The sequence below is a fragment of the Mycobacterium sp. genome, assembly GCF_035640695.1.
In the GTDB taxonomy this organism is placed as follows: Bacteria; Actinomycetota; Actinomycetes; order Mycobacteriales; family Mycobacteriaceae; genus Mycobacterium.
This window is the reverse complement of sequence record NZ_DASQVQ010000191.1, coordinates 1-20,700: the sequence shown is the minus strand read 5'-3', so window position 1 is coordinate 20,700 and position 20,700 is coordinate 1. Positions and strand designations below refer to the sequence as shown.

General features: G+C 65.9%; 17 protein-coding genes. 10 read left to right on the top strand and 7 right to left on the bottom strand.

Going from position 1 to position 20,700, the window contains the following annotated elements; all coding sequences use genetic code 11:
* Positions 1 to 714, bottom strand: a 714-nt coding sequence (locus VE759_RS22375; protein ID WP_324936546.1) for a cutinase family protein, incomplete at its 3' end; no start/stop codon positions are given.
* A gap of 282 nt (positions 715 to 996) precedes the next feature.
* On the bottom strand, positions 997 to 2,439 hold the full coding sequence (locus VE759_RS22370) for a carotenoid oxygenase family protein (protein ID WP_324936543.1): 1,443 nt from the start codon (positions 2,437 to 2,439) through the stop codon (positions 997 to 999).
* A 67-nt stretch (positions 2,440 to 2,506) separates the two neighbouring features.
* On the opposite strand from VE759_RS22370, the gene VE759_RS22365 reads away from it, so the two are divergent.
* Positions 2,507 to 3,190, top strand: coding sequence for a TetR/AcrR family transcriptional regulator (locus VE759_RS22365; protein ID WP_324936541.1), 684 nt, complete (start codon positions 2,507 to 2,509; stop codon positions 3,188 to 3,190).
* A gap of 66 nt (positions 3,191 to 3,256) precedes the next feature.
* On the opposite strand, the gene VE759_RS22360 is transcribed toward VE759_RS22365, so the two are convergent.
* The 3 genes from VE759_RS22360 to VE759_RS22350 all read right to left on the bottom strand — a co-directional run bounded on the left by VE759_RS22360 (position 3,257) and on the right by VE759_RS22350 (position 5,539).
* Positions 3,257 to 3,448: a CsbD family protein gene (locus VE759_RS22360; protein WP_324936539.1), complete on the bottom strand. Its 192-nt coding sequence runs from the start codon at positions 3,446 to 3,448 to the stop codon at positions 3,257 to 3,259.
* A gap of 27 nt (positions 3,449 to 3,475) precedes the next feature.
* Complete coding sequence (locus VE759_RS22355; RefSeq protein WP_324936537.1) at positions 3,476 to 4,528, bottom strand: YihY/virulence factor BrkB family protein; 1,053 nt, start codon at positions 4,526 to 4,528, stop codon at positions 3,476 to 3,478.
* A gap of 87 nt (positions 4,529 to 4,615) precedes the next feature.
* Positions 4,616 to 5,539, bottom strand: coding sequence for a DAPG hydrolase family protein (locus VE759_RS22350; RefSeq protein ID WP_324936535.1), 924 nt, complete (start codon positions 5,537 to 5,539; stop codon positions 4,616 to 4,618).
* Between the two features lie 248 nt (positions 5,540 to 5,787).
* Here VE759_RS22350 and VE759_RS22345 point away from each other — a divergent pair, with 248 nt between their 5' ends.
* Positions 5,788 to 6,336, top strand: coding sequence for a hypothetical protein (locus VE759_RS22345; protein WP_324936533.1), 549 nt, complete (start codon positions 5,788 to 5,790; stop codon positions 6,334 to 6,336).
* A 333-nt stretch (positions 6,337 to 6,669) separates the two neighbouring features.
* Here VE759_RS22345 and VE759_RS22340 read toward each other — a convergent pair whose 3' ends face one another.
* On the bottom strand, positions 6,670 to 8,097 hold the full coding sequence (locus tag VE759_RS22340; RefSeq protein WP_324936531.1) for an MFS transporter: 1,428 nt from the start codon (positions 8,095 to 8,097) through the stop codon (positions 6,670 to 6,672).
* Positions 8,098 to 8,371: 274 nt separating this feature from the next.
* On the opposite strand from VE759_RS22340, the gene VE759_RS22335 reads away from it, so the two are divergent.
* The 4 genes from VE759_RS22335 to VE759_RS22320 all read left to right on the top strand — a co-directional run bounded on the left by VE759_RS22335 (position 8,372) and on the right by VE759_RS22320 (position 13,080).
* Positions 8,372 to 9,340, top strand: coding sequence for a zinc-binding alcohol dehydrogenase family protein (locus VE759_RS22335; protein ID WP_324936529.1), 969 nt, complete (start codon positions 8,372 to 8,374; stop codon positions 9,338 to 9,340).
* Positions 9,341 to 9,567: 227 nt separating this feature from the next.
* A complete protein-coding gene (locus tag VE759_RS22330) occupies positions 9,568 to 11,025 on the top strand; it encodes an MFS transporter (RefSeq protein WP_324936527.1) in 1,458 nt (485 codons plus the stop codon).
* 340 nt (positions 11,026 to 11,365) lie between these two features.
* Positions 11,366 to 12,727: a DEAD/DEAH box helicase gene (locus VE759_RS22325; RefSeq protein WP_324936525.1), complete on the top strand. Its 1,362-nt coding sequence runs from the start codon at positions 11,366 to 11,368 to the stop codon at positions 12,725 to 12,727.
* 149 nt (positions 12,728 to 12,876) lie between these two features.
* Positions 12,877 to 13,080: a cold-shock protein gene (locus VE759_RS22320; RefSeq protein WP_324936523.1), complete on the top strand. Its 204-nt coding sequence runs from the start codon at positions 12,877 to 12,879 to the stop codon at positions 13,078 to 13,080.
* 54 nt (positions 13,081 to 13,134) lie between these two features.
* Here VE759_RS22320 and VE759_RS22315 read toward each other — a convergent pair whose 3' ends face one another.
* Complete coding sequence (locus VE759_RS22315; protein WP_324936521.1) at positions 13,135 to 13,671, bottom strand: DUF5994 family protein; 537 nt, start codon at positions 13,669 to 13,671, stop codon at positions 13,135 to 13,137.
* A 458-nt stretch (positions 13,672 to 14,129) separates the two neighbouring features.
* On the opposite strand from VE759_RS22315, the gene VE759_RS22310 reads away from it, so the two are divergent.
* From VE759_RS22310 to VE759_RS22295, 4 genes are all read left to right on the top strand, one after another.
* Complete coding sequence (locus VE759_RS22310) at positions 14,130 to 15,635, top strand: FAD-linked oxidase C-terminal domain-containing protein (protein WP_324936519.1); 1,506 nt, start codon at positions 14,130 to 14,132, stop codon at positions 15,633 to 15,635.
* Positions 15,636 to 15,651: 16 nt separating this feature from the next.
* Positions 15,652 to 16,863: an FAD-binding oxidoreductase gene (locus VE759_RS22305; RefSeq protein ID WP_324936517.1), complete on the top strand. Its 1,212-nt coding sequence runs from the start codon at positions 15,652 to 15,654 to the stop codon at positions 16,861 to 16,863.
* Between the two features lie 30 nt (positions 16,864 to 16,893).
* Complete coding sequence (locus VE759_RS22300; RefSeq protein WP_324936515.1) at positions 16,894 to 18,321, top strand: (Fe-S)-binding protein; 1,428 nt, start codon at positions 16,894 to 16,896, stop codon at positions 18,319 to 18,321.
* A gap of 350 nt (positions 18,322 to 18,671) precedes the next feature.
* The coding region (locus VE759_RS22295) for a hypothetical protein (RefSeq protein WP_324936513.1) at positions 18,672 to 20,700 on the top strand (2,029 nt) is incomplete at its 3' end.

The following is a 20,700-nucleotide window of genomic DNA, read 5'->3' as shown; positions in this document are numbered from 1 at the left end:
TGCGGCGGGCGCGGGCGAATGCGGCGGTGCGGCGGGCGCAGGCGTAGACCGGGCGATATCCGGGCCGGAACGTGCCAGGACGCGACTCGCCGTGAAAGTCGCTGCCTGGTCAACCATCCCCATCTCCGCATACTGAGTGTGCGCGTTAAAGTCCCGTCCTGAACTAGAACAAATTGGGTCATCATCTACGCACAAGTCGATGGTCTTGTCCGTATACAACGGGCCGACTGAGATCAGCGGCTGATTGATCGCATGCATAAATCGAGTTGATGGCTTTCCGAACAGGGCGACCGCGGCGACATGGCTTGCCACGTCGGGCGGCATCGGCTGCGGTACATCCGAAGCCACTACTCCATCCGGTATGACGTTCGCGGTGACAAAACCCATCACGGCTGCGCCTTGGGAAAATCCGCCGAGCACCATGTTGGTCTTGGGACAGTTGGCCGCCGTGGACCGGATGTGGGCGCTCGCATCGTAGATACCGTTTACGGCGGTGGGGAAGTCCATGGTGGCTGGGTAGTCGACCGGATATACCCCCATCGACTTGTTGCCGAGTCGCGCCCGTAGTGAGTCCACAAATGCCTGTCCGGTTGGACCAACGCCGGGCGCCTCGGTGGTGCCGCGGGCGAATACCACCTCCACGTCGGGGCATGGCTGCGCGGACGCGGATGGGAGTGAGATTGGTGCGCTCGCCAGCGCCCAACTTGCGACCACCCCAGCACCAAGGAAACCAGCGGTATGGCGAGCACTCACGGCCCAATGCTCACATAACTCGATGATCGGGGCGACCGGAACGATCAACTGTCAATGAACACCGGGTGAACGCCACCCGGGTTGGCACCCTCGGCGCATCGTGGCATCAGGCCACAGATCCATACCCGGCCGGGTACTAGTTGCAGCCGAGTCGGCTGCGCTACAACGGAATGTGGAATACCCGCCGACCGTCCCTGGCGCAGATTCGTCGATCGGTCCGTGCGACGGATTTGAGGAGACGAGTCAGCCTGCGGTGGGCACCCAGTTGCCGTGGAACCCCGCCGGCACTCGGTGCGGCAGCTTGATGCTGGCGATGTCATGCAGCGTCTGCGCGTCCAGGATCGCCAGCTCGCTGCGGTCGGTGGCGCGGTCATACACGTAGCCCATCAGCACACCGTCATCCTCGGCCGCGTCGCGCGAGGACGGCTGGAAGACGAACTCGCCCAATGATTTTTCGGCGCCGAACGACCGCGTTTGCGTGCTGCCTTGTACCAAGTCGTGCTTGAGCAGCGTGTCGGCGCCATCCGGGCGGTCCCCGACGGCAGGTGCGTAGCCGTAGCGATGCCGCTTGCCGACCCGACGCTCGTCGACGCGGGGGAACTCCTGGCCCCGATCGTCGAAGCGCGATTCGCGCACCTTGCCGTCGGCGAGATCAACGGTCCAGCGGTCCAGCGTGGGTGGGCCTTCGTTGGGGCCGAGGTGGTCGGTGTCGAACATCTTGGGGTGCCGCACGACGTCGAGCACGATCGTTTCGCCCTCGTCGTAGGCATTCATCGGGTGGAAGACATAGCACGGTTCCACGTCGAACCAGCGAACGGCGTCGTTGTCGCCCTCGCGCGGCATCACACCGATACGAGCGGGGTACTTCGGATTCCACGAATACGGGAACCGCCTGTCGGAGTCCGTCGTGCGGGGCTGTCGCGCAACGATGGGATCGGGAATGCGAACGCGCCCAATCAATGCCGACAGCATCAACCTGGCGGGCAGGCGAAGGCCGGCGGGCACAGTCATCGTCGCCGCTTGCCGAGCGTCGAACGTGACCGGCAGGTCATAGAACACGACGTGACCCTCGGTCAGGGAGAAGTCGTGCATCATCGGGCTACCGCCCACTTCGATGTCGACAGTGCGGCGCGCCCGGCCGTCGGCGCCGACCACCGAGTACTGCACGGTGTTGCCGCGGTGCATGCTGTACGAAACCGCATGCAGCTCGCCGGTTTCCGGGTCCCGCTTGGGGTGCGCCGTGTAGCCACCGGTCAGCGTCCCCTCGAAATCGCACACGCCGACCGTGTCCAATTCCTCGGTGAGTTCGTAGTTCGCCAGTCCCGCTTCGACCAGGGCAATGGTCTTGCCGGCGTGCCCGATCACATTGGTGTTGGCACCGATGGCCGACACGCCGAAGTGCCCGGCCGGTGACCGCTCGCCCAGGGCCCGGGCCGCATTCGGTCCACGGACCCAGCGGTTGCGGTACCACTCCGCCTTGCCGCCGCGGATGCGGATGCCGTGCACCATGCCGTCGCCGGCGAACCAGTGGTACAGCTCGGGATCGATTTCGCCGATCGGGTTGGGTCCGTTTCGCAGATATCGCCCGTCGAGGTCTTCGGGGATGGTTCCGACAACCTCGAGTTCGGTGAGCGTGTACTCCTCCTGCAGTGGAGCGAATGCGCCCTCTAGGTACCGATTCGACACGATAACACCCCCATAACAGTGTTATGAATGCGTTCATGTATAACACCGTTATGGGAGCATGGCAACCATGAGCGGCGGTGGACGTGAGGCGCTGATCGAAGCCGGGATCCGGCTGCTCGAGCGCGACGGCATGGAGGCGATGCAGGCGCGGAAGATCGCCGCCGAGATCGGCGCCTCCACGATGGCGGTGTACACACATTTCGGTGGCATGACAGGGCTGCTCGACGCGGTCGCCGGGGAGGCTTTCGCCCGCTTCACTCAGGCGCTGACCGAGGTACCGCAGACCGACGACCCGGTCGCCGACTTCATGGCCATGGGGGCCGCATACCGCGGCTTCGCGCTGGCCAACCCGCAGCGCTACCAGCTGATGTTCGGCGTTTCGTCGCCCGAGGCGATCACGCGCAACCGGACCGACCTCACCGTCACCGGCTCAGCCACCGACCGCATCGAGCGAGCGACGTCGTTCCACGCCCTGCTCACGGCTGTGCGCCGGATGATCGCAGCGGGACGGATCCGCGACGACGGCGAACCAGCGATCGCGGGCCGACTGTGGAGCCTGATTCACGGAGCGGTGATGCTCGAGATGGCAGGCTTCTTCGGCCACGAGGACCATGGTCTCACCCAGATCCTCGGACCGCTCACCGTCGACCTGTTGGTCGGGATGGGCGACGAGCGCGACAAGACAATGCAATCGCTGCTCGCTGCGGCCGCCAACCTCTCCGCGACCCAACTGCTTGGGCCGGCAACCTGATTCAGTGACTCGGCTGACCAATCGAATGGCAGGCCGACGATAGAAACGGCGGTCGGATAACGGCGGCTATGCCTGCCGACGACCCTTGGGACGAACCGCGTCCTTGATCTTTTCGCCGGCGTCTTTCAGGTCAGCTGCGCGCTGCTGGTCCTTGCCTTCGGCTTCCAACGCAGGATTTCGCGTTGCTCGGCCGAGGACCTCCTTGGCCTTGCCCCTGGTTTTCTGCGCTTTGTTCTTGGCCTTATCCGTACCGGTCATTGTTCTGCCCTCCTCTCTGTGGTGCATCTAATCTTCCCGGCCGCGAGTGTGGCGCAGCTTGGCCCCGCGCTCGACGTCCCGTGCTTCTTTCGCCTCGCTCTTGCCGGAGACCCGCGTGTCACGGGGTGGCAGCTTGAGATCACGTTCCGCGGCCATACCGGCCTGCAGCTCACGGCCGCGTTCAAGTTCGGCATCCAGTTCGGCGCCGAAGAGCAGGGCCAGGTTGGTGATCCACAACCACAGCAGAAACACGATCACTCCGGCCAGCGTGCCGTAGGTCTTGTTGTAGCTGCCGAAGTTGGCGACGTAGATACCAAACAGCACCGACGCGGTGATCCACACGACGATCGCCACCGCCGCGCCCACGCTGATCCACCGGAACCTCGGCTGCCGCACGTTTGGTGTCGCGTAATACAGGATCGCGACCGCCACGATCACAAAAGCCAACAGCACCGGCCAGCGCGCGATGTTCCACACGGTCAGCGCGATCTTGCCGGCGCCGAGCGCATCGCCGATCGCCTTGGCCACCGGCCCGCTGACCGCAAGCATGAACGCCACCGCCGCGGCCATCACCACGCCAGCGAAAGTCAGCACCAGTTGCAGTGGTCGCAGCTTCCAGACCGGGCGGCCCTCGGGGATCTCATAGATGCGGTTCATCGTCCGACCGAACGCCCCGATGTATCCCGATGCCGACCACATACCGACCACAATGCCGGCGACCAGCGCAAAACCAGCCGACGGTGAGTTGACCAGCTGCTGGATGGGTGCCCGCAGGGTATCCACCGCCGAGGACGGTCCGAGTTCGCCGACGATTTGCAGCACCGCATCAGTGGTGCGTTGGCCCTGGCCGAAGACCCCTAGCAGCGAGACCATCACCACCACAGCGGGAAACAGCGACAAGACCGCGTAGTACGTCAATGCCGCGGCCATGTCGGTGCATTGATCGGCGGCGAACTGCCGAGCGGTTCGACGTAGCGCATACAGCGCCGACGGCTTCGTCAGATCGGTGGGCGACTCGGGCTTGGCCGGATGGTCAGGCTCGGTCGACGCGCCCTCATTCGAAGAAACCCCGGCAGACACAACGAGTAGATACCCCGACGTTCTGACCCAGAAACGGTGACAGCAGCACGGCAGAGTGGCGCGCTAAGCGCGACAGGATCATTCGGTTCAAAGATCGGAGCTGTTCTTTCCTGGTCCAAACTCGGCATAGATGTGGGGCAGGATGCTAGCGAGGTGGGTGAACTCGATCTGATCGTGAATAAGCTGTTCGTAACCAATTCGCGCACCGCCGAGCGCAGTGATCCAGACCCTCCGCAGCGGCGCCATGACGTGGACCGAGCGGCCGGCGAGTTGAAGCTGAACCCGATCACCCAACCAGTATCGGGAGCGCAGCTCAAATCCGTTGTCAGTATCGCGGGCCAGGTGAACCATGGATCCGAACCGGGCGTGCGGCTTCTGGAGGAAGACGTGCGCGCACGCGTGGCCGCGGATGTTGGCCGTTGAGAGCGCTTCGCTGTCGATACCGAACTCCGAAGGGTCGACGAAGTGGATGTAGAGCTTCAACAGGTCGGCGCCCACGTACTCGCTGATCTTGTGGATGTTTCCGATGTAGCGCTGACAGTCCTGCAATCCGGGCGTCAGCAGAGCAGCGCGATTCTGGGCGATCGCCGAGATGTGATTGTGGGGAAACCACAGGCTGTAGCGTTCCGCCTCCACCGAGTGCCACCAAAACCACCACCGAAACATCTCTGCGGTCGCTCCGGGGAACTTCGTCAGGCTTGCGACATAGACGGTGCCGTCGGCCAGCACGCAGTACCCGTTCTCGCCTGGTAGGTAGCCAGGTTCAAGCAGACGGTTGAGTGCCTCGCCGGGTCGGATGGCGTCGGCTGGATCGATCGGCGCTTTCAGTGCCGGAAGCACCGCCTCGTCGAGCAGGAGTTCCTCGCGAAAATAGTGCGCATAGGGCTTGTCTTGCACCCGCACTCGATTGTTGGCGACCAGCGCCTGGGTCTGCACCGGATAGTAGGTCACTGGAATCACGTCGCCGTGCCTCCCTCCTCGTCTGTCAGACCACCAGCGCCACCCGATCATTGTCGAACCGGATCGATCATTTCGGCGGCATGAACCAGCCTGCGCTAGCCGACGCGCCGATTTACATTGACTATCAATCGAGGACAGCACGCCGCAGGCGCATCACTGTGCTGGAACGCGTCGTTAAATTACATATTGGCGTTTCTAGCTAGCAGGTGGGTGCTCAACGGGGGTGGCATGCAGACCGAATAGGCGCCAGCGTTGACGACACCGCCGACGCGGAGGGCGAGGGTATGACTATGCCTCACTTGACACGCCGAGTCGCCCGTCACCTGGTCCTGGTTGAAGATGCCGACCCGATTCTCGGTAGTGCCGGGGCGCAGGTGAACGCGACCGATGCAAACGTCGCCGGATCGAGCGCCGGACTTTCCGACCTGCCCACAGTTGTCGCGATGGGCCCGTTCGACGACGTTGCGCACACCGAACAATTGACCGCAGCCTTCAGCGCAGTGCAAAGACTGTGCAGTGCGCAGCTTGTGTTACTGGGCGACGCCGCCACGCCCCGGTGGTCGAACGCGCTGACCGCCGCAGATGTTCTCGTGCCGAGCACTTCTTCGGGGCCGACCGGGGTATTGGCTGCGTTATCGGCCGGCCGTGCAGTCGTCGCACCGGCAGACCCGCTCACTGTTGCGCTGATTGTGCCTAACAGTGCGGGACTGGTCTACCGGCGCGGGGACATTGCCGGAATGGCCCGGGCGCTGCTACGGCTGCTGAACAATCCGGGCCTGCGTTATGGAATGGGCACCCGCGCAGGCGAAGTCGCGCTTCGGCATGACCGGAGCAAGAGATATGCGTAGCGTGCTCGGGCGACTTGTCATGTGGGTGCCTGCCGAGATGCTCGACCGAGGCAGTGCCTCGGCTGGGCGCTGGCCGGTATCGCGGTTTGGCGCTAGCCCCCGCTAAAAATGGACGCCAACGGTGACGACTTTCTGCGGCCGCCGAGGAAGACTGGCACAACAACAATCAACAGCGATCTATCCCAAGGCGTGGGGCTGTTGCATCGGCTGCGCTTCATCGGCAGCAGCCCCGCTCACACGGAACCGGCCCTCGGTAGACCCACCGAGGGCACAATCCCCCCCTTGATGCGCTCGGCGAGCGTCACCGAGGGCCGGTTCCTCACCAGGTCGCGTTTATCGAGCTTGTCCTGTTGGCGCTCGATCGTGGGGCGGACACGTCAGTGTCTCGTTCACACTCTCAAGCCCGCGACCGGTGGTACGCGGACCGAGCACTGCGATGTCGAGCGCGACGACAACTAGGGCCGCGGCGACCACCGAGAACAAGGCGCCCGCACCGTGGGTGTGCAGCAAGGGCAGCAAGATGAACGGCATCAGCCCAGCGGACAGCCTCGACAGCGAATAAGTGCCACTCGTTGCGGTCGCGCGCAGCCGCGTCGGAAACACCTCGGCCTGATAGATGTGGTACGCGTTGGAGAATACGTTGCTCAGGATCGTGTAGAGAAAGCCGCAGACAACGATCGCTGCGGTGGACGTCGCCAGGCCGAACGTCACCCCGAACGCCGCCATTCCCAGCGCCGCGCCGATCACCAGATGCTTACGCTCGATCCGCTCCACGACGGTCAGCGATAACGCCGATCCGATGGGGTAGCCCACAAACGTCATGGAGCTGAACAGCAGCGAGTCCACGATCGAATATCCCTTTGCTACCAACACTATTGGCACCAGCGTGCCGAATCCGTAGTACCCCCACGTCTGGAACAGATGGAAGACCGTCATCATCAGGGTGCGCCGGCGGTACGGCGGGACGAACAGCTCGCGCACTCTTGCCCGTCCTGTTTGGCCGGGCTCCTTTGGCGCCGGCTCGGGCAGCGGGTCGCCGGACGCCCGGGCCTGTTGCTCGAAACGTGCGACCACGGCGTCGGCTTCGCTCGTGCGGCCGACGGATTCCAGCCAGCGCGGCGACTCCGGCAGCCCAGCGCGTAATGCGAAGACGACAACGGCCCCAAAGGCGCCGATAACGAACATCCATCGCCAGCCCTCGAATCCGAACGGCGCGACCGGTACCAACCAATGGCCCAGGAAACCCGCGAGCGGCACTCCAACAAATGACAGCGTGTACGCCCACGCCATGTACTTTCCCCGCTGCTTCGGCGGAAGAAGGTCAGACAGATAGGTGTCTGAGATCGGCGGCTCGGCCCCGATGCCCAAACCGGCGAAGAAGCGCGAAACCACAAGCATGACCGGACCGACGCTGAATGCGCCGATTAGCGAGAACACGGAGTAGACACTCAGTGACAGCAGGAAGGCGTGGCGCCGGCCGATGCGGTCTGCCAGCCGCCCCAGCGTCAGCGCCCCGAGAAACATACCGAGGAACGCCGAGGCCAGCAGCAGCGCCAGCGCGCTTCCAGCCAAGTGAAATTGGTGACTGAGAACGCTGCCGAGCACCCCGGCCAAGAAGACTTCGTAGATGTCAAAAAACAGGCCCAGGCCAATCGCAACGGTTGCGCGGCGATGCAATGACGTGATCGGAAGCCGGTTCAAGCGGGCGACGATGGTCGGCCCGGACAACGCGGACAGCAGAGAGAAATCGTCAGTCGACATGGCTACCAGACGGTTTGGGTCAAAACATGTCCCGTCAGGATTGCGCTTGGGCGATGTTTGGTCGCCACCGCTGACCCCCAACCCTGTCCCCTGCCAGCTGGAATCTGTCCGTTCCGGCCAGCATGCCCGACTGCTCGGTCCGTTGCAGCTGGCGGGAATGCCGAATTGGGGGTGAGCCCTGCCGATTTCTGATTCTTGCCACGTGAGTATTGAGGCATGACTCACTGTCGCGTCCCAATGTCTCGGGCTCGGCCGGCATCGGAATGCCATTGACATGAAGGCGTTGCGGTTCACCGAAACGGGCTCGCTGGACAATCTCGCTGTCGCCGACATTGATCGACCGGAGCCGGGGCCCGGCGAGGTGCTCGTCAAAGTCCAGGCCGCCGCGATCAATCCGAGCGACGTGAAGAATGTTCTCGGCAAGATGCCGATGACCACCGTGCCCCGTACGCCGGGACGGGACTTCGCCGGGCTCGTCGAGCAGGGCCCACCGGAGCTGATCGGTCGCCCAGTCTTCGGCACCGGGGGTGACATGGGTTTCCGCCGCGACGGCTCGCACGCCGAATACCTGGCGGTGCCCGCCGAGGCGGTTCTGATTCGACCCGACGGTCTTGAACCCGAAGATGCCTCGGCCCTGGCCCTGGCCTACCTGACCGCCTGGTCAGCCCTCGTCGACGCCGCCGGCCTCGATGCGGGCGAGACCGTGCTGATCACCGGTGTGACCGGATCCGTCGGCAGCGCGGCGGCCCGAATCGCCCGGTTCCGAGGGGCAACCGTGCTGGGCACGGTGCAGCGAGCCGACGACGTGGTCGAGGACCTAACCGTCGACCACTACATCAACCTGCAAAACCACTCCCTCACCGAAGAGGTGATGGCCGCCACGTCGGGGCGCGGTGTTGATGTGGTGCTCGATGTCGTCGGCGGACCGATGTTCGAGCCATGCCTGTGCTGTCTGACACACGGGGGCCGCCAAGTCGCGATCGGCAGCATCGGAGACGGCCGGGTCAGTTTCAACCTCGTCGAGTTCTACCACCGCGCCGGACGGCTATACGGCGTCGACACACTTGCGCTGAACTTCACCCAAAGTGCCGCGGTGCTACGCGGACTGATGCCCGGCATTGAGGCCAAAAAGTTCACGGCCCCAGAGGTGGAGTCGATTCAGGTGGAGGAGGCGATCGACGCATATCGACGCCTCAACGACGGAACGGCGCGCAGGAAGCTGGTCATGTCGTTCGCGCCATGACAATCGCGGCGGGCGAACGGCCGGCCGCTGCGCGGTGACTCCTCGAAGGTAGCGCTCCGGATAGGTGCCAGCTGCAAAGTCGAATTCCTGCCACCGGGATACACGGACTCTTGCCAGCCGCAACGAAATGTGCTGGCGGCAAGCGCAATTCTGGAGGTATGCCATTCAGGCCCAACTCCGTCACAACGCTGCGCGACGATGTACGGCCTGCGCATTAGACCGCCCCTATGAGTGAGCGAATAAGCACGCTGAGTCCCCGGCGCAAGGCGATCATTCTGATGTCGTGCTGTCTGAGCCTGGTGATCGTGTCGATGGACGCGACGATCGTCAACGTCGCGATCCCGTCGATCCGCACGGAGCTGCATACTTCGGCGGCGCAGATGCAGTGGGTGATCGACATCTACACGCTGGTGCTGGCATCGCTGTTGATCCTCTCGGGCGCCACCGGCGACCGGTTGGGACGCCGGCGCGTCTTTCAGATCGGACTGGTCGTCTTCGCCGCCGGATCCTTGTTGTGCAGTCTTGCGCCTGACGTGCACATGCTGATCGCCGCCCGGTTCCTGCAGGGGATCGGCGGTTCGATGCTCAATCCCGTCGCCCTGTCGATCGTCAGCCAAGTGTTCGTCGGCCGAGCCGAGCGGGCCCGCGCGTTCGGGATCTGGGGTGCCGCCATGGGTGTTGCGATGGCCGTCGGCCCGATGGTCGGTGGCGCACTGATCGAGCTCGGTGACTGGCGCGCGGTTTTCTGGATCAACCTGCCGATCTGCGTGGTGGCGATATTGCTCACCGCGTTATTCGTCCCCGAATCGCGTTCGGCGACAATGCGAGACCTTGATCCCGTCGGTCAGGCGCTCGCGGTGACCTTCCTGTTCGCAGTCGTCTTCGTCCTCATCGAGGGTCCGGAAATGGGCTGGACGGCGATCAGGTCGGTGGTGATCGGGGTGATCGCGGTGTTGGCATTGGCAGCATTCCTGCGCTATGAAGCCCGCCGCGACGATCCGTTCATCGATCTGCGCTTCTTCCGCAGTATTCCGTTCGCGTCAGCGACGGTGATAGCGGTGTGCGTGTACGCGGCCTATGGCGCGTTTTTGTTCATGATGAGCTTGTACCTACAAGGGCAGCGCCACTACTCGGCTTTGCACACCGGCTTGATGTATCTGCCGGTTTCTGTGGCCATGCTGATCTTCTCGCCCTTGTCGGGACGGTTGGTCGGCCGCTTCGGCAGTCGGCCGTCATTGTTCATCGCCGGCATTTCGTTGACGGTGGCAACGCTGATGTTGGCCGGCCTGACGGTGACGGCGCCCTCGTGGGCGGTCGTGGGAATCTTCGCGCTCTTCGGCGCTGGCTTCGCAATGGCCAACTCCCCCATCACAACTGCGGCCGTCAGCGGAATGCCGACCGACCGTGCGGGCGCCGCCTCGGCGGTGGCGTCGACAAGTCGTCAGGTGGGCGTCAGTATCGGTGTGGCGCTTTGCGGTTCACTCGCCGGGTTCGCTATGACCGCAAACAGTGCCGACTACACCGCCGACGCCAGGCCGCTGTGGCTGGTCTGTACCGCCCTTGGTGTCGTAACCACTGCGCTTGCCGTCGTCTCGACTTCGCGGCGGGCGGTCCGCTCGGCCGAGCGTGTAGGCCCCCTGATGGTCGCGTCCGCTACACCGGTCACCAACGTTGCATCCCAATAGCCGACGAAGTCCCCGCCTCGGTGCCGGCAGGCGCCACCAAAAATGTCGCACAGAGCCGAATTTCTGTCGTGCTGCGTCACACGACGGCGTTCAGCCGATTTCAGGGCCCGTGCGGCTATGCACTATGCTGGTGGCAACGTTGGCCTACGACAACAGCCGCCAACACGTCGTGGAACGCTCCTTCATCCCGTCGGTACACCGAGTCGAGATGATTCGTGCATCCGGCACAACCGTCTCGCGGCGATCGATTTTGCCCACCGGCAATCTCGCCACCATGTGCTGACGACCGCGCGAACCCCGCAACGACCCGGCACACACGATGCCTGAAAGGCACCGAAAAGTGACTACCGACAAGACCTTCGGCAACCTCGGCGTGCCCGCAGCACTGATCAGTGTGCTCGCCGCGCGCGGCATTACCCATCCATTCCCGATTCAGGCCGAGACCCTCCCCGACACCCTCGCCGGCCGAGATGTGCTCGGCCGCGGCAAGACGGGCAGCGGAAAGACACTTGCCTTCTCGATCCCGTTGGTCACGAGGCTCGCCAAACACAAACGGCGCCCGTCGCGACCGTCTGGTTTGGTGCTGGCACCCACCCGTGAGCTGGCCACCCAGATCACCGCGGCGCTGGAACCGTTGGCGGCCGCCCACGACCTGCGGGTCACCACGGTCTTCGGCGGCGTACCCCAAGCCCGGCAGGTGGCAGCCCTCAGATCCGGCATCGACATCGTGGTGGCGTGCCCGGGTCGGCTCGAGGACCTGATGAGACAAGGCTTGATCCGCCTCGACGCCGTGGAGATCGCCGTCATCGACGAAGCGGATCACATGGCCGATCTCGGCTTTCTGCCCGGCGTTACCCGGATCCTGGCCGCGACTCCGACCGGTGGGCAGCGGTTGCTGTTCTCCGCGACCCTCGACAACGGCGTCGACAAACTCGTCCGCCGCTTCCTCCGCAACGAAGTCCTGCACTCAGTCGACAGGCTCAGCTCGCCCGTGTCCGCAATGACCCATCACGTCTTTCACGTCGCCGGTGTCCAAGCCAAGAGGGAGCTGGTGCACCGGCTTGCCTCCGGCACCGGCCGCCGGATCCTGTTCATGCGCACGAAACATCACGCCCGCAAGCTGGCCAAGGAACTCACCGAATCGGGAGTTCCGTCAGTTGACTTGCACGGCAACCTGTCTCAACCCGCGCGTGACCGCAATCTCGCCAGATTCGCGGCGGGCGATGCCCTGGTGCTGGTGGCAACCGATATCGCCGCGCGTGGCGTGCACGTCGACGACGTCGAGCTGGTCGTGCATATCGATCCGCCGAGCGAGTACAAGTCCTACCTCCATCGTTCCGGACGCACCGCGCGGGCCGGAAACGCCGGCGACGTGGTCACCGTGGTACTGCCCGAGCAGCGCAAGGACACCCAGGCATTGCTGCGCAAGGCGGGTATCCATGTCACCCCGCAACAGGTGGCCGCCGACTCGACCGCGGTACATGCGCTGGTCGGTGAGGTCGCCCCGTACCGGGCTCCCGCTGTGGCTCCCGCTGTCAGGGCCACGCGCGTACACGCTTCGCAGCCTCGTCGATCGGCTGCTGCGGGGTCACGGCGCCGAGGCGGCGCCCCATCGGCGACCGGCGGCGCCGCTCGCATCACGCCCGCGCGGCGGACCGAGCACCGTCGCCGGTCCCACCGCAAACGACCGAACAAGCCATAGGCGCTGGCGGACGTTCACGGAATGGTGACGGTTAGCGAATCGCCCGGGTAGGGGCTCGTCGCATAAATGATCAAATGCCCGTCATTACGTGGTGTTATACTGCCCCAGGATGTTTTTGGTGCATCCAGTTGAATGAGAGAAGTAAGTAAATGGCACAGGGAACTGTGAAATGGTTCAACGGCGAAAAAGGCTTCGGGTTTATCACTCCTGACGACGGCCCGAAGGATGTCTTCGTCCACTATTCCGAGATCCGCGGGAGCGGCTTTCGCACGCTCGAGGAAAACCAGCGTGTCCAATTCGACGTCGAGCAGGGGCCGAAAGGCCCCCAGGCAGTCGGAGTGACCGCGGTCTAGCGGACACCACACAACCGCGGGCTGGTGCGATGTCGCACCGGCCCGTTGGTGTTCTCATGTGTCAGTGGACGGCTGTGCGGTGCGCAATCCATGTAGCGCGCGGCTTTCCGCGGCTTGGGCGTTACGCGTCCGAGCGGCCCAGGAGGAACTTTCGGCCTGCGCGGCACACAGGACAGACTCGGCGGTGCGAAACACCTGGGTGTCGCGTTGTGAGCCAGGAACCGGTAGACCGGCCGCTTGGCGCAACACCATCAGGCCGAGGGCCGACGACGTCATGTGCGGCACCACAAGCAGTCTCGCGCAAGCCCGACGGCCGGCAATGACCATCACACGTTGACGCCTGTCCTGCCATCCGGGCATCGCCCTGGCGGCATTGCTCATCGAATTCAGGTCAGGAGCCCCGTCCGTCAATTTCCAGTTGATGCTGATGTCGATAATCTCGCCCAGTGGTCGATGCAAAGCCTCGATCAGATCGGCCAGTTCACCTGCCACCGAGCCGGTGTGGGGCCACCACGCCCCATCGATGTCGCCACCCAGGGGGCTGGCTAGCGCGATCCGGACGGGACGGGCCGAGCGCCGCGCCCCTGTCATGCCGTTCACGATGACGGCGTCGTAGGGACAGGAGGGTCCGCCTCGGGCCGGTCTGAGAAAACAGGGTGGGGAACTGGGCCCGTGGACGGGTCACGCGGAGAATCAAACTCTGGCACCTGCGGGTGAGAGAACAAATTGGAAAATTCCATGGACACGTCCTTCCGAATTAGCAGCGTGGACCGTCTCCACTCTGGCGAACGCACTACGATCGAATCTCTCGCTGATCTTTTTCGCAAGGCGTTACGATTCCGGATCACCGCTAAAACGAAACGGTCCACTTTGACTCTACACGGGGGCTGTCCGCGGCTTCTGCCCCGCCATCGCCGGGGTGCTTTTCTACGCTTGCGCGCGGCGCGGTTGACCGCCGGAGGTGAGATCGTGCTTGAAACCGTCGCGCTCGGGGTAGAACGTGGAGTTGTCACTCTGCGGTGGTAGTGGCGGCTGGACTGAGCGGGGCGATGACCATGACCACGACCTATCTGGACCTGGTCGCCGAGAAGGGCACTGGGCGGGTCACTGACGAGGTCCGCCGAGAGATCGGCGACCTGGTAAGCGAAGGGGGGCTGATCACCGAACCGGCTCAGCTTCGCACCTATGAGTGCGACGGGCTGACCGGCTTCCGGGTGGTTCCCGCGCTGGTTGTACTGCCGGCATGCACCGAGGAGGTCGCGGCGGTTGTGCGGGTCTGCGCCCGCGAACACATCCCGTTCGTTGCGCGGGGGGCCGGGACTGGGCTGTCCGGCGGTGCCCTGCCCGCCGCGGACGGGGTCGTCATCGGGCTGGCCCGAATGCGGAAGATCATCTCCGTCGACGCGGAGAACCAGCGCGCGGTCGTCCAACCCGGGGTTACCAACCTCGGCATCTCCGCGGCGGTGGCCGCGCACGACCTGTATTTCGCTCCCGACCCGTCAAGTCAGGTCGTCTGCACGATCGGGGGGAACGTGGCGGAGAACTCGGGCGGCGCGCACTGCCTGAAGTACGGCTTCACCACCAACCATGTCCTGGGGCTTACGATGGTGTGCCCCGACGGCAGCGTGGTCACGGTTGGCGGCGACTCGTTGGATCAAGTCGGACCGGATCTGCGGGCGCTGGTCGTCGGTTCGGAAGGCACTCTCGGCATCGTCACGGAGATCATCGTCCGGTTGCTGCGCAAGCCCGATGCGGTCCGCACGCTGGTCGCCGACTTCGCCGACGTGGAGCATGCGGGGAACACGGTCAGCGACATCGTCTCGCACGGCATCATTCCGGCCGCGGTGGAAATGCTCGACGAGCTCGCCATCGAAGCGTGTGAGAAAGCGACCGGCGCCGGATACACGGTCGGCTCGCCCGCCGCACTGGTGGTTGAACTCGACGGCGTCGGGGTAGAGGTGGACGCCGAGTTCGAGCACGTGCAGCGGATGTGTCAGGACAATCAGGCCACTCATATCCGGATCGCCCAGGACCAGGACGAGCGAGCGCTGATATGGAAGGGCCGCAAGGCCGCCTTCGCCGCGATGGGCCGCATCAGCCCGGACTACTTCGTTCAGGACGGGGTCATCCCGCGGACCAAGCTCGGCGCCACGCTCACCCGCATCGGGCAGATGTCGCGAGAGCACGGGCTGCGCGTGGCCAACGTGTTCCATGCCGGCGACGGCAACCTGCACCCGCTGGTGCTCTACGACAACACCGTCGAAGGGCAGGCGGAGCAGGCCGAGGAGCTGGCGACCGCAATCGTCGAGCTGTGCGTCGAGCAGGGCGGTTCGATCACCGGCGAACACGGCGTCGGCAGCGACAAGGCGTGCTCGATGCCGAAGATGTTCACCGACTCGGACCTGACCGTGATGGCGCTGGTGCGCGCCGCGTTCGACCCCGAAGGCGTGTGCAACCCGGGCAAGGTGCTGCCGACGCCCCGGTTGTGTGGTGAGCGACCCGGTCCGTGGCGGCCCCACCCCCTTGAGCAAGAAGGCGTGATCGAACGGTTCTGAAGGGAGGCGACATGCAATGACCGCCACCACATCGCCGGCCCCGGCGGGTTCGATGGTTCAACGGCCCACCAGCGTCGACGAGGCCGTCGAGATCCTGCGCGACAGCAGTGGCACCGTGCTGTTCCGAGGCGGCGGCACGAAGATGAGCTGGGCCGGCCGGCCGGAAAACCCGGATCTCGTGCTGGAGACCGGCGGCCTGGACCGGCTCCTCGAGCACACCCCCGCCGACATGACGGCCTCGGTGCAAGCCGGCATGCCGTTGCGGGCCCTGCAGGACCGGCTCGCGGAGGCCGGGCAGTGGCTTGCGCTGGACCCGCCGACCGAAGCAGACGGTGCGACCCTGGGCGGACTGCTTGCCACCGGCGAGTCGGGCCCGCGTCGCCTGCGGTACGGCGCACTTCGTGACCTGGTGATCGGGGTGACACTCGTGCTTTCCGACGGGACGCTCGCCCACGCGGGCGGGCATGTGATCAAGAACGTGGCCGGCTACGACTTGAGCAAGCTGACGTACGGGTCGCTGGGCACGCTGGGGTTGATCGCCGAGGTCGTGCTGCGCTTGCACCCGCGACCGGAGACGAGCGCGACCGTCGTGATGCCCTCGTCGCTCGAGCAGGCGACAGCCCGCAGCCTCGAGCTGATGGCCTCGCCGCTAGAACCCTGCGCGGTCGACTGGGTGGGCGACCCTCGCGGCGGTGGCTCGCCGGGCCGTCTGGGGGTGCGGTTCGAGGGCACCGCCGCCGGCGTGGCGGCGCAGACGGCGGCGCTGCGGGAGCGCGTGGATGGGGCAGCGCCAGAGGCGTTGATCGATGAAGATGAGGCGGCGCTCTGGCGTGAGTTCGCGGGCGCACACCGCGCCGAGTCGGTCCAGAGCACGGCGTTCGCCGGCACGCTGCCCAGTCAGTTGACCGCCGTCGCCGCGGCGCTGGCACGCGCCGCCGACGCCACAGGGGCGGACGTCTCGCTGGCCTCCCACAGCGCAGTCGGGCTACACACCGCTCGTTTTTCCGGACCGCCGGCACAGCAGGCGGCGGCGTTCGACCGATGGCGCCGCGACGTGCTGGCCATCGGCGGCACCGTGCTGCTGCGCGAGCGCCCGGCAGAGGTCGACGACACCGACGTCGACGCGCTCGGTCCGGCACCGTCCACGGCCGGCTTGCTGCGCGCTCTCAAGGCGCGGCTGGATCCGGATGGCCGCTGCGCGCCGGGCCGCCTTGGCCCCTGGCTCTAGCCCCCGACCGCGACCGATGGAGTCTTGCCGATGACCACCGAATCGACCGACCGCCGCGAAGATCGCGGGGAGGACCAGCGCGTCCACGTGGAGCACGTACCCGGCGCCGACGGCATTTTCGACGCGCACCACCCGCCGCCCGACGAGCGGATCTCCGACTGTGTGCACTGCGGCTTTTGCCTGCCCACCTGCCCCACCTACGCGCTGTGGGGCGAGGAGATGGACTCCCCGCGCGGCCGGATCTACCTGATGAAACTGGGCAAGGAGGGCAAGGTTCCCCTCGACGACACCTACGTCCAGCATTTCGACGCGTGCCTGGGCTGCATGGCTTGTGTGACGGCGTGCCCGTCCGGCGTGCAATACGACGAGCTGATCGAGGCGGTCCGTCCCCAGTTGGAGCGCAACCACCGACGCAGCCTCGGCGATCGCCTGTTCCGGGAAATGATTTTCCAGATCTTCCCCTACCCCACCCGGGTGCGCGCCGCCGCCATCATGGGTGTGCTCTACGAACGCGCGGGCGGTCGCAACCTGCTCGAGCGCAGCGGGCTGCGCAAGCGGCTGCCGGAGCGGCTGCAGGCGCTCGAGGGGCTGATGCCCCCCGCGCAACTGCGCGGCCTGACCAAGCGGCTCCCGGCGTTCACGCCGGCCGAAGGCACGCGACGGCGCCGCGTCGCGCTGCTTGAAGGTTGCGTCCAGCGAGTGTTCTTCCGTGGCGTCAATGAGGCGACGGCACGCGTGCTGGCCGCGGAAGGCTGCGACGTCATCGTGCCGCGGACGCAGCGGTGCTGCGGCGCGCTCAGCGAACACGCCGGCCGGGAGCCGGAAGCGCTGAAGCGGGCCCGTCGCACGATCGACGTTTTCGAAAAGGCGGACGTCGACGCCATCGTTGTGAACGTGGCCGGTTGCGGCTCCACGATGAAGGAGTACGGCCGACTGCTACGTGACGACCCACAGTACGCCGAGCGGGCGGCGGCGTTCTCGGCGAAGGTACGCGACATCTCGGAGGTGCTCGCCGACCTGGCGCCCGTCGCGCCGCGGCACCCGATCGAGGCTCGGGTCGCCTACCACGACGCCTGTCATCTCGGGCACAGCCAGGGTATCCGGCTCCAGCCGCGGGCGGTGCTGCGCGCCATCCCGGGCCTGCAGGTGCTCGACATCCCGGAGGCGGAGATCTGCTGCGGGTCGGCCGGCACTTACAACATGGTGATGCCGGAGGCCGGTGCCGAACTGGGCCGGCGGAAGATCGCGAACGTCATGGCGGTGGCGCCGGACGCAATCGCCACGGCCAACCCCGGATGCCTACTGCAGATTCGCCGGTACCTGCCGGGGCCCGTGCCGATGTTTCATCCCATCGAGCTCATCGACGCGTCGATCCGTGGAGTCGACCCGATTCAGGCCAGCCAGCGGCGCGCCACCGCAAGCTCCGACGCACGGACGCCGGAGCCCGGCCGGTTCTGAGGTGTCGGCCCAGCCGGCATACCTGCTAGCCGGAAACGCAGATTCCGGTGAGCGGGGTACACGGATTCGTGTCAGCGGGCTTGGATACAGGCACAGCTCTGAAAGCATGAGTAGACCCAATTTCATTACCGCTGTTCGTACCGGGATGCACGGCGTGGTGGCAGGTTGCTTCACGTGAGGACGCCGCGCTAGTTGGCGGTTCGCCCGGTCGTGGTTGGTGGGCGTCCATGCCAACGCGCCCAGCCATGGCGAGGAACCGTCCTGCTGGGCTCCTGTCAAAGCGGAGCATCGGCAAGGGCGGGCCGCCATCGCACTGATCGACGGCGGGGTGTCAATGAAGGAGACGCTTTATGGACCTGGACCCCGTCGAGGTAATACCCCAGCGAGCGGCATCGGCGCGAGACACTGCGGCCCTGGCCGATCGGCGGCAGGTATCGCGGGTCATCCGGTCCAAGATCATGGTGCCGGACACTCCGGTCGGTGCGGCGTCGCGAGAGCGCCTCGATGGGTTGTTTCGCCAACTCGTTGACGCGCACCGACTGGTTGCGGTCACGGCGACCGCCGGGGCAGGCAAGTCGGTCGCGGTGGCCCATGCCAGCCGCACGCTCGGCAGGCCGATAGCCTGGCTGAGCGTCGACGCCACGGACGCCGCCCCGGGACGCCTGGTCACCTATCTGGAGGAGGCACTGGCAGCGCAGCTGCCATCGGTCCGGGGGGCGGCCACCGGCGCACTGGCCGCCGGTATCCCGCATGCCGAGGCGGCCGGCCTGCTCGCTGATACCGCCTCGGGTGCGCAAATTGTGGTAGTTCTCGATGATCTGGAGCGGCTGCACGGATCGCAGCAGGCGTGGGAGGTGATCGGCTCGTTCGTGCGCTATGCCCCGCCGACCATGCGGATCATTTTGATCAGCCGCCGCTCCCTGCCCGCCGTCGTTTGCTCTGGCGGGCCAGGCGGGCAGGTGGCCCGGCTGGTCGACGCGGATCTGGCGTTCACCGTGGAGGAGGCGCGCATCGCCCTGCAGCGACTCGGCCGCTCGGGAGCCGACGCGCCGGCCGCGGTCGCGGCCACGCGCGGTTGGGTGACCGGGGTGCTGTTCGATGCGTGGCGCTGCGGCGAGGATGTGCGCCGCACTTCCGGCGGTGCGGATGACCTTGGCGGCTACCTTGGCGCGCAGATCCTGGGTGAGCTCGACGCCGCCGATCGCGAGTTTCTCATCACCACCTCGGTGCTGCCGGAAGTGACCGTCGAGTCGGCGGTCGCGCTGGGCATCGACGCCGCCGCAGGGCGGCTGGCATCGCTGCGGCGGGCCCACATCCCGGTGCAATGGTCATCGGACTCGCGCGCGATGCGCTGCCATCCGCGATTTCGCGAGTATCTGGGCGAGCTACTGGATCATCGCGGGCACGCGGCAGTTCGTGAGCTGCGTGCTGCCTTCGGACGGCTCCTGGCGCGCAAGGGTTTTCACGAGGAGGCTGTCGAGGAGCTGCTGGCAGCCGGTGTCCTTCGCGACGCGCTCAACTCGGCCAAACATGCCATCCTGGGCGTCATCGCGCGGCTGGACTTCGCCGTGGCCGATCGCTGGATCGACGCATTCTCACCGGTGGTGCCGGTCGATGATGTCGGGTTCGCCGAGGCCCAACTGATGCGGGCGCTGGCACACGACGACTTCGGCCAGGGCGCGCGCATCGCCGATGAGCTGGCTGCGGTCGGGCGGCGCGAGCAGCTGGCGGGAACTTCCGAGCGCGCCGCCGCACTGATGGCGTGGTGCTACGGGGCCGCCGGACGCCTCGATGACGCGCGCGCCGTGCTCGACGCGGCGCCCGATGGCCGTGGTGTGAAGATCTTGCGTTACGCGGTCGCGGTATGGGGTGGACGAGGGCGCGCTCCTGCCAGACCCGAACCAACTGGCGGCCCGCTGGACGGGGTGCTGTACGGCGTCGACTACCTGGCTGGCCGGTTCGGCGAGCTAGCCGACGAGCCGCCGTCACGCTGGACGGCGCTGGCAATGCGTACGGGAAGGATCGGGGCGCTGCGCGCCAGCGGGCGCACCGCGGAAGCGCTGCAGCAGTATCTCGCGGAGCCGCGCGGCTGCTCTTTCGGGACCTTTCTGGAATCCTCCATCGGCCCGGATGTGCTGCTCGATGCCCAACGGGTCGATGAAACGCGCGCGGAATTGACCCGTGGCCGCGAGCGTGTGGCGGCGAGTGGATCGCCGCTGCTTACGGGGTTGCACCACGTTGCGGCGGCGAAGCTGGCGCTGCGCGCCGACCGTGACCCGGCGGGCGCGACCGCGGCCCTGGCGGAAATCGACCGAGATCCCGCCGCTATCGGCTATCCCGTGGTGTGCGAGCTGGCCCAGACATGGGCCGGGCTCGCGG

Excerpts from the sequence above, each read along its gene's own strand:
- VE759_RS22365 (WP_324936541.1), top strand. The coding sequence starts at position 2,507 with ATGAGCGGCGGTGGACGTGAGGCGCTGATCGAAGCCGGGATCCGGCTG.
- VE759_RS22305 (WP_324936517.1), top strand. The coding sequence starts at position 15,652 with ATGACCGCCACCACATCGCCGGCCCCGGCGGGTTCGATGGTTCAACGG.
- VE759_RS22350 (WP_324936535.1), bottom strand. The coding sequence starts at position 5,539 with ATGATCGGGTGGCGCTGGTGGTCTGACAGACGAGGAGGGAGGCACGGC.
- VE759_RS22335 (WP_324936529.1), top strand. The coding sequence starts at position 8,372 with ATGAAGGCGTTGCGGTTCACCGAAACGGGCTCGCTGGACAATCTCGCT.
- VE759_RS22310 (WP_324936519.1), top strand. The coding sequence starts at position 14,130 with ATGACCATGACCACGACCTATCTGGACCTGGTCGCCGAGAAGGGCACT.
- VE759_RS22300 (WP_324936515.1), top strand. The coding sequence starts at position 16,894 with ATGACCACCGAATCGACCGACCGCCGCGAAGATCGCGGGGAGGACCAG.
- VE759_RS22315 (WP_324936521.1), bottom strand. The coding sequence starts at position 13,671 with ATGACAGGGGCGCGGCGCTCGGCCCGTCCCGTCCGGATCGCGCTAGCC.
- VE759_RS22330 (WP_324936527.1), top strand. The coding sequence starts at position 9,568 with ATGAGTGAGCGAATAAGCACGCTGAGTCCCCGGCGCAAGGCGATCATT.
- VE759_RS22360 (WP_324936539.1), bottom strand. The coding sequence starts at position 3,448 with ATGACCGGTACGGATAAGGCCAAGAACAAAGCGCAGAAAACCAGGGGC.
- VE759_RS22320 (WP_324936523.1), top strand. The coding sequence starts at position 12,877 with ATGGCACAGGGAACTGTGAAATGGTTCAACGGCGAAAAAGGCTTCGGG.
- VE759_RS22340 (WP_324936531.1), bottom strand. The coding sequence starts at position 8,097 with ATGTCGACTGACGATTTCTCTCTGCTGTCCGCGTTGTCCGGGCCGACC.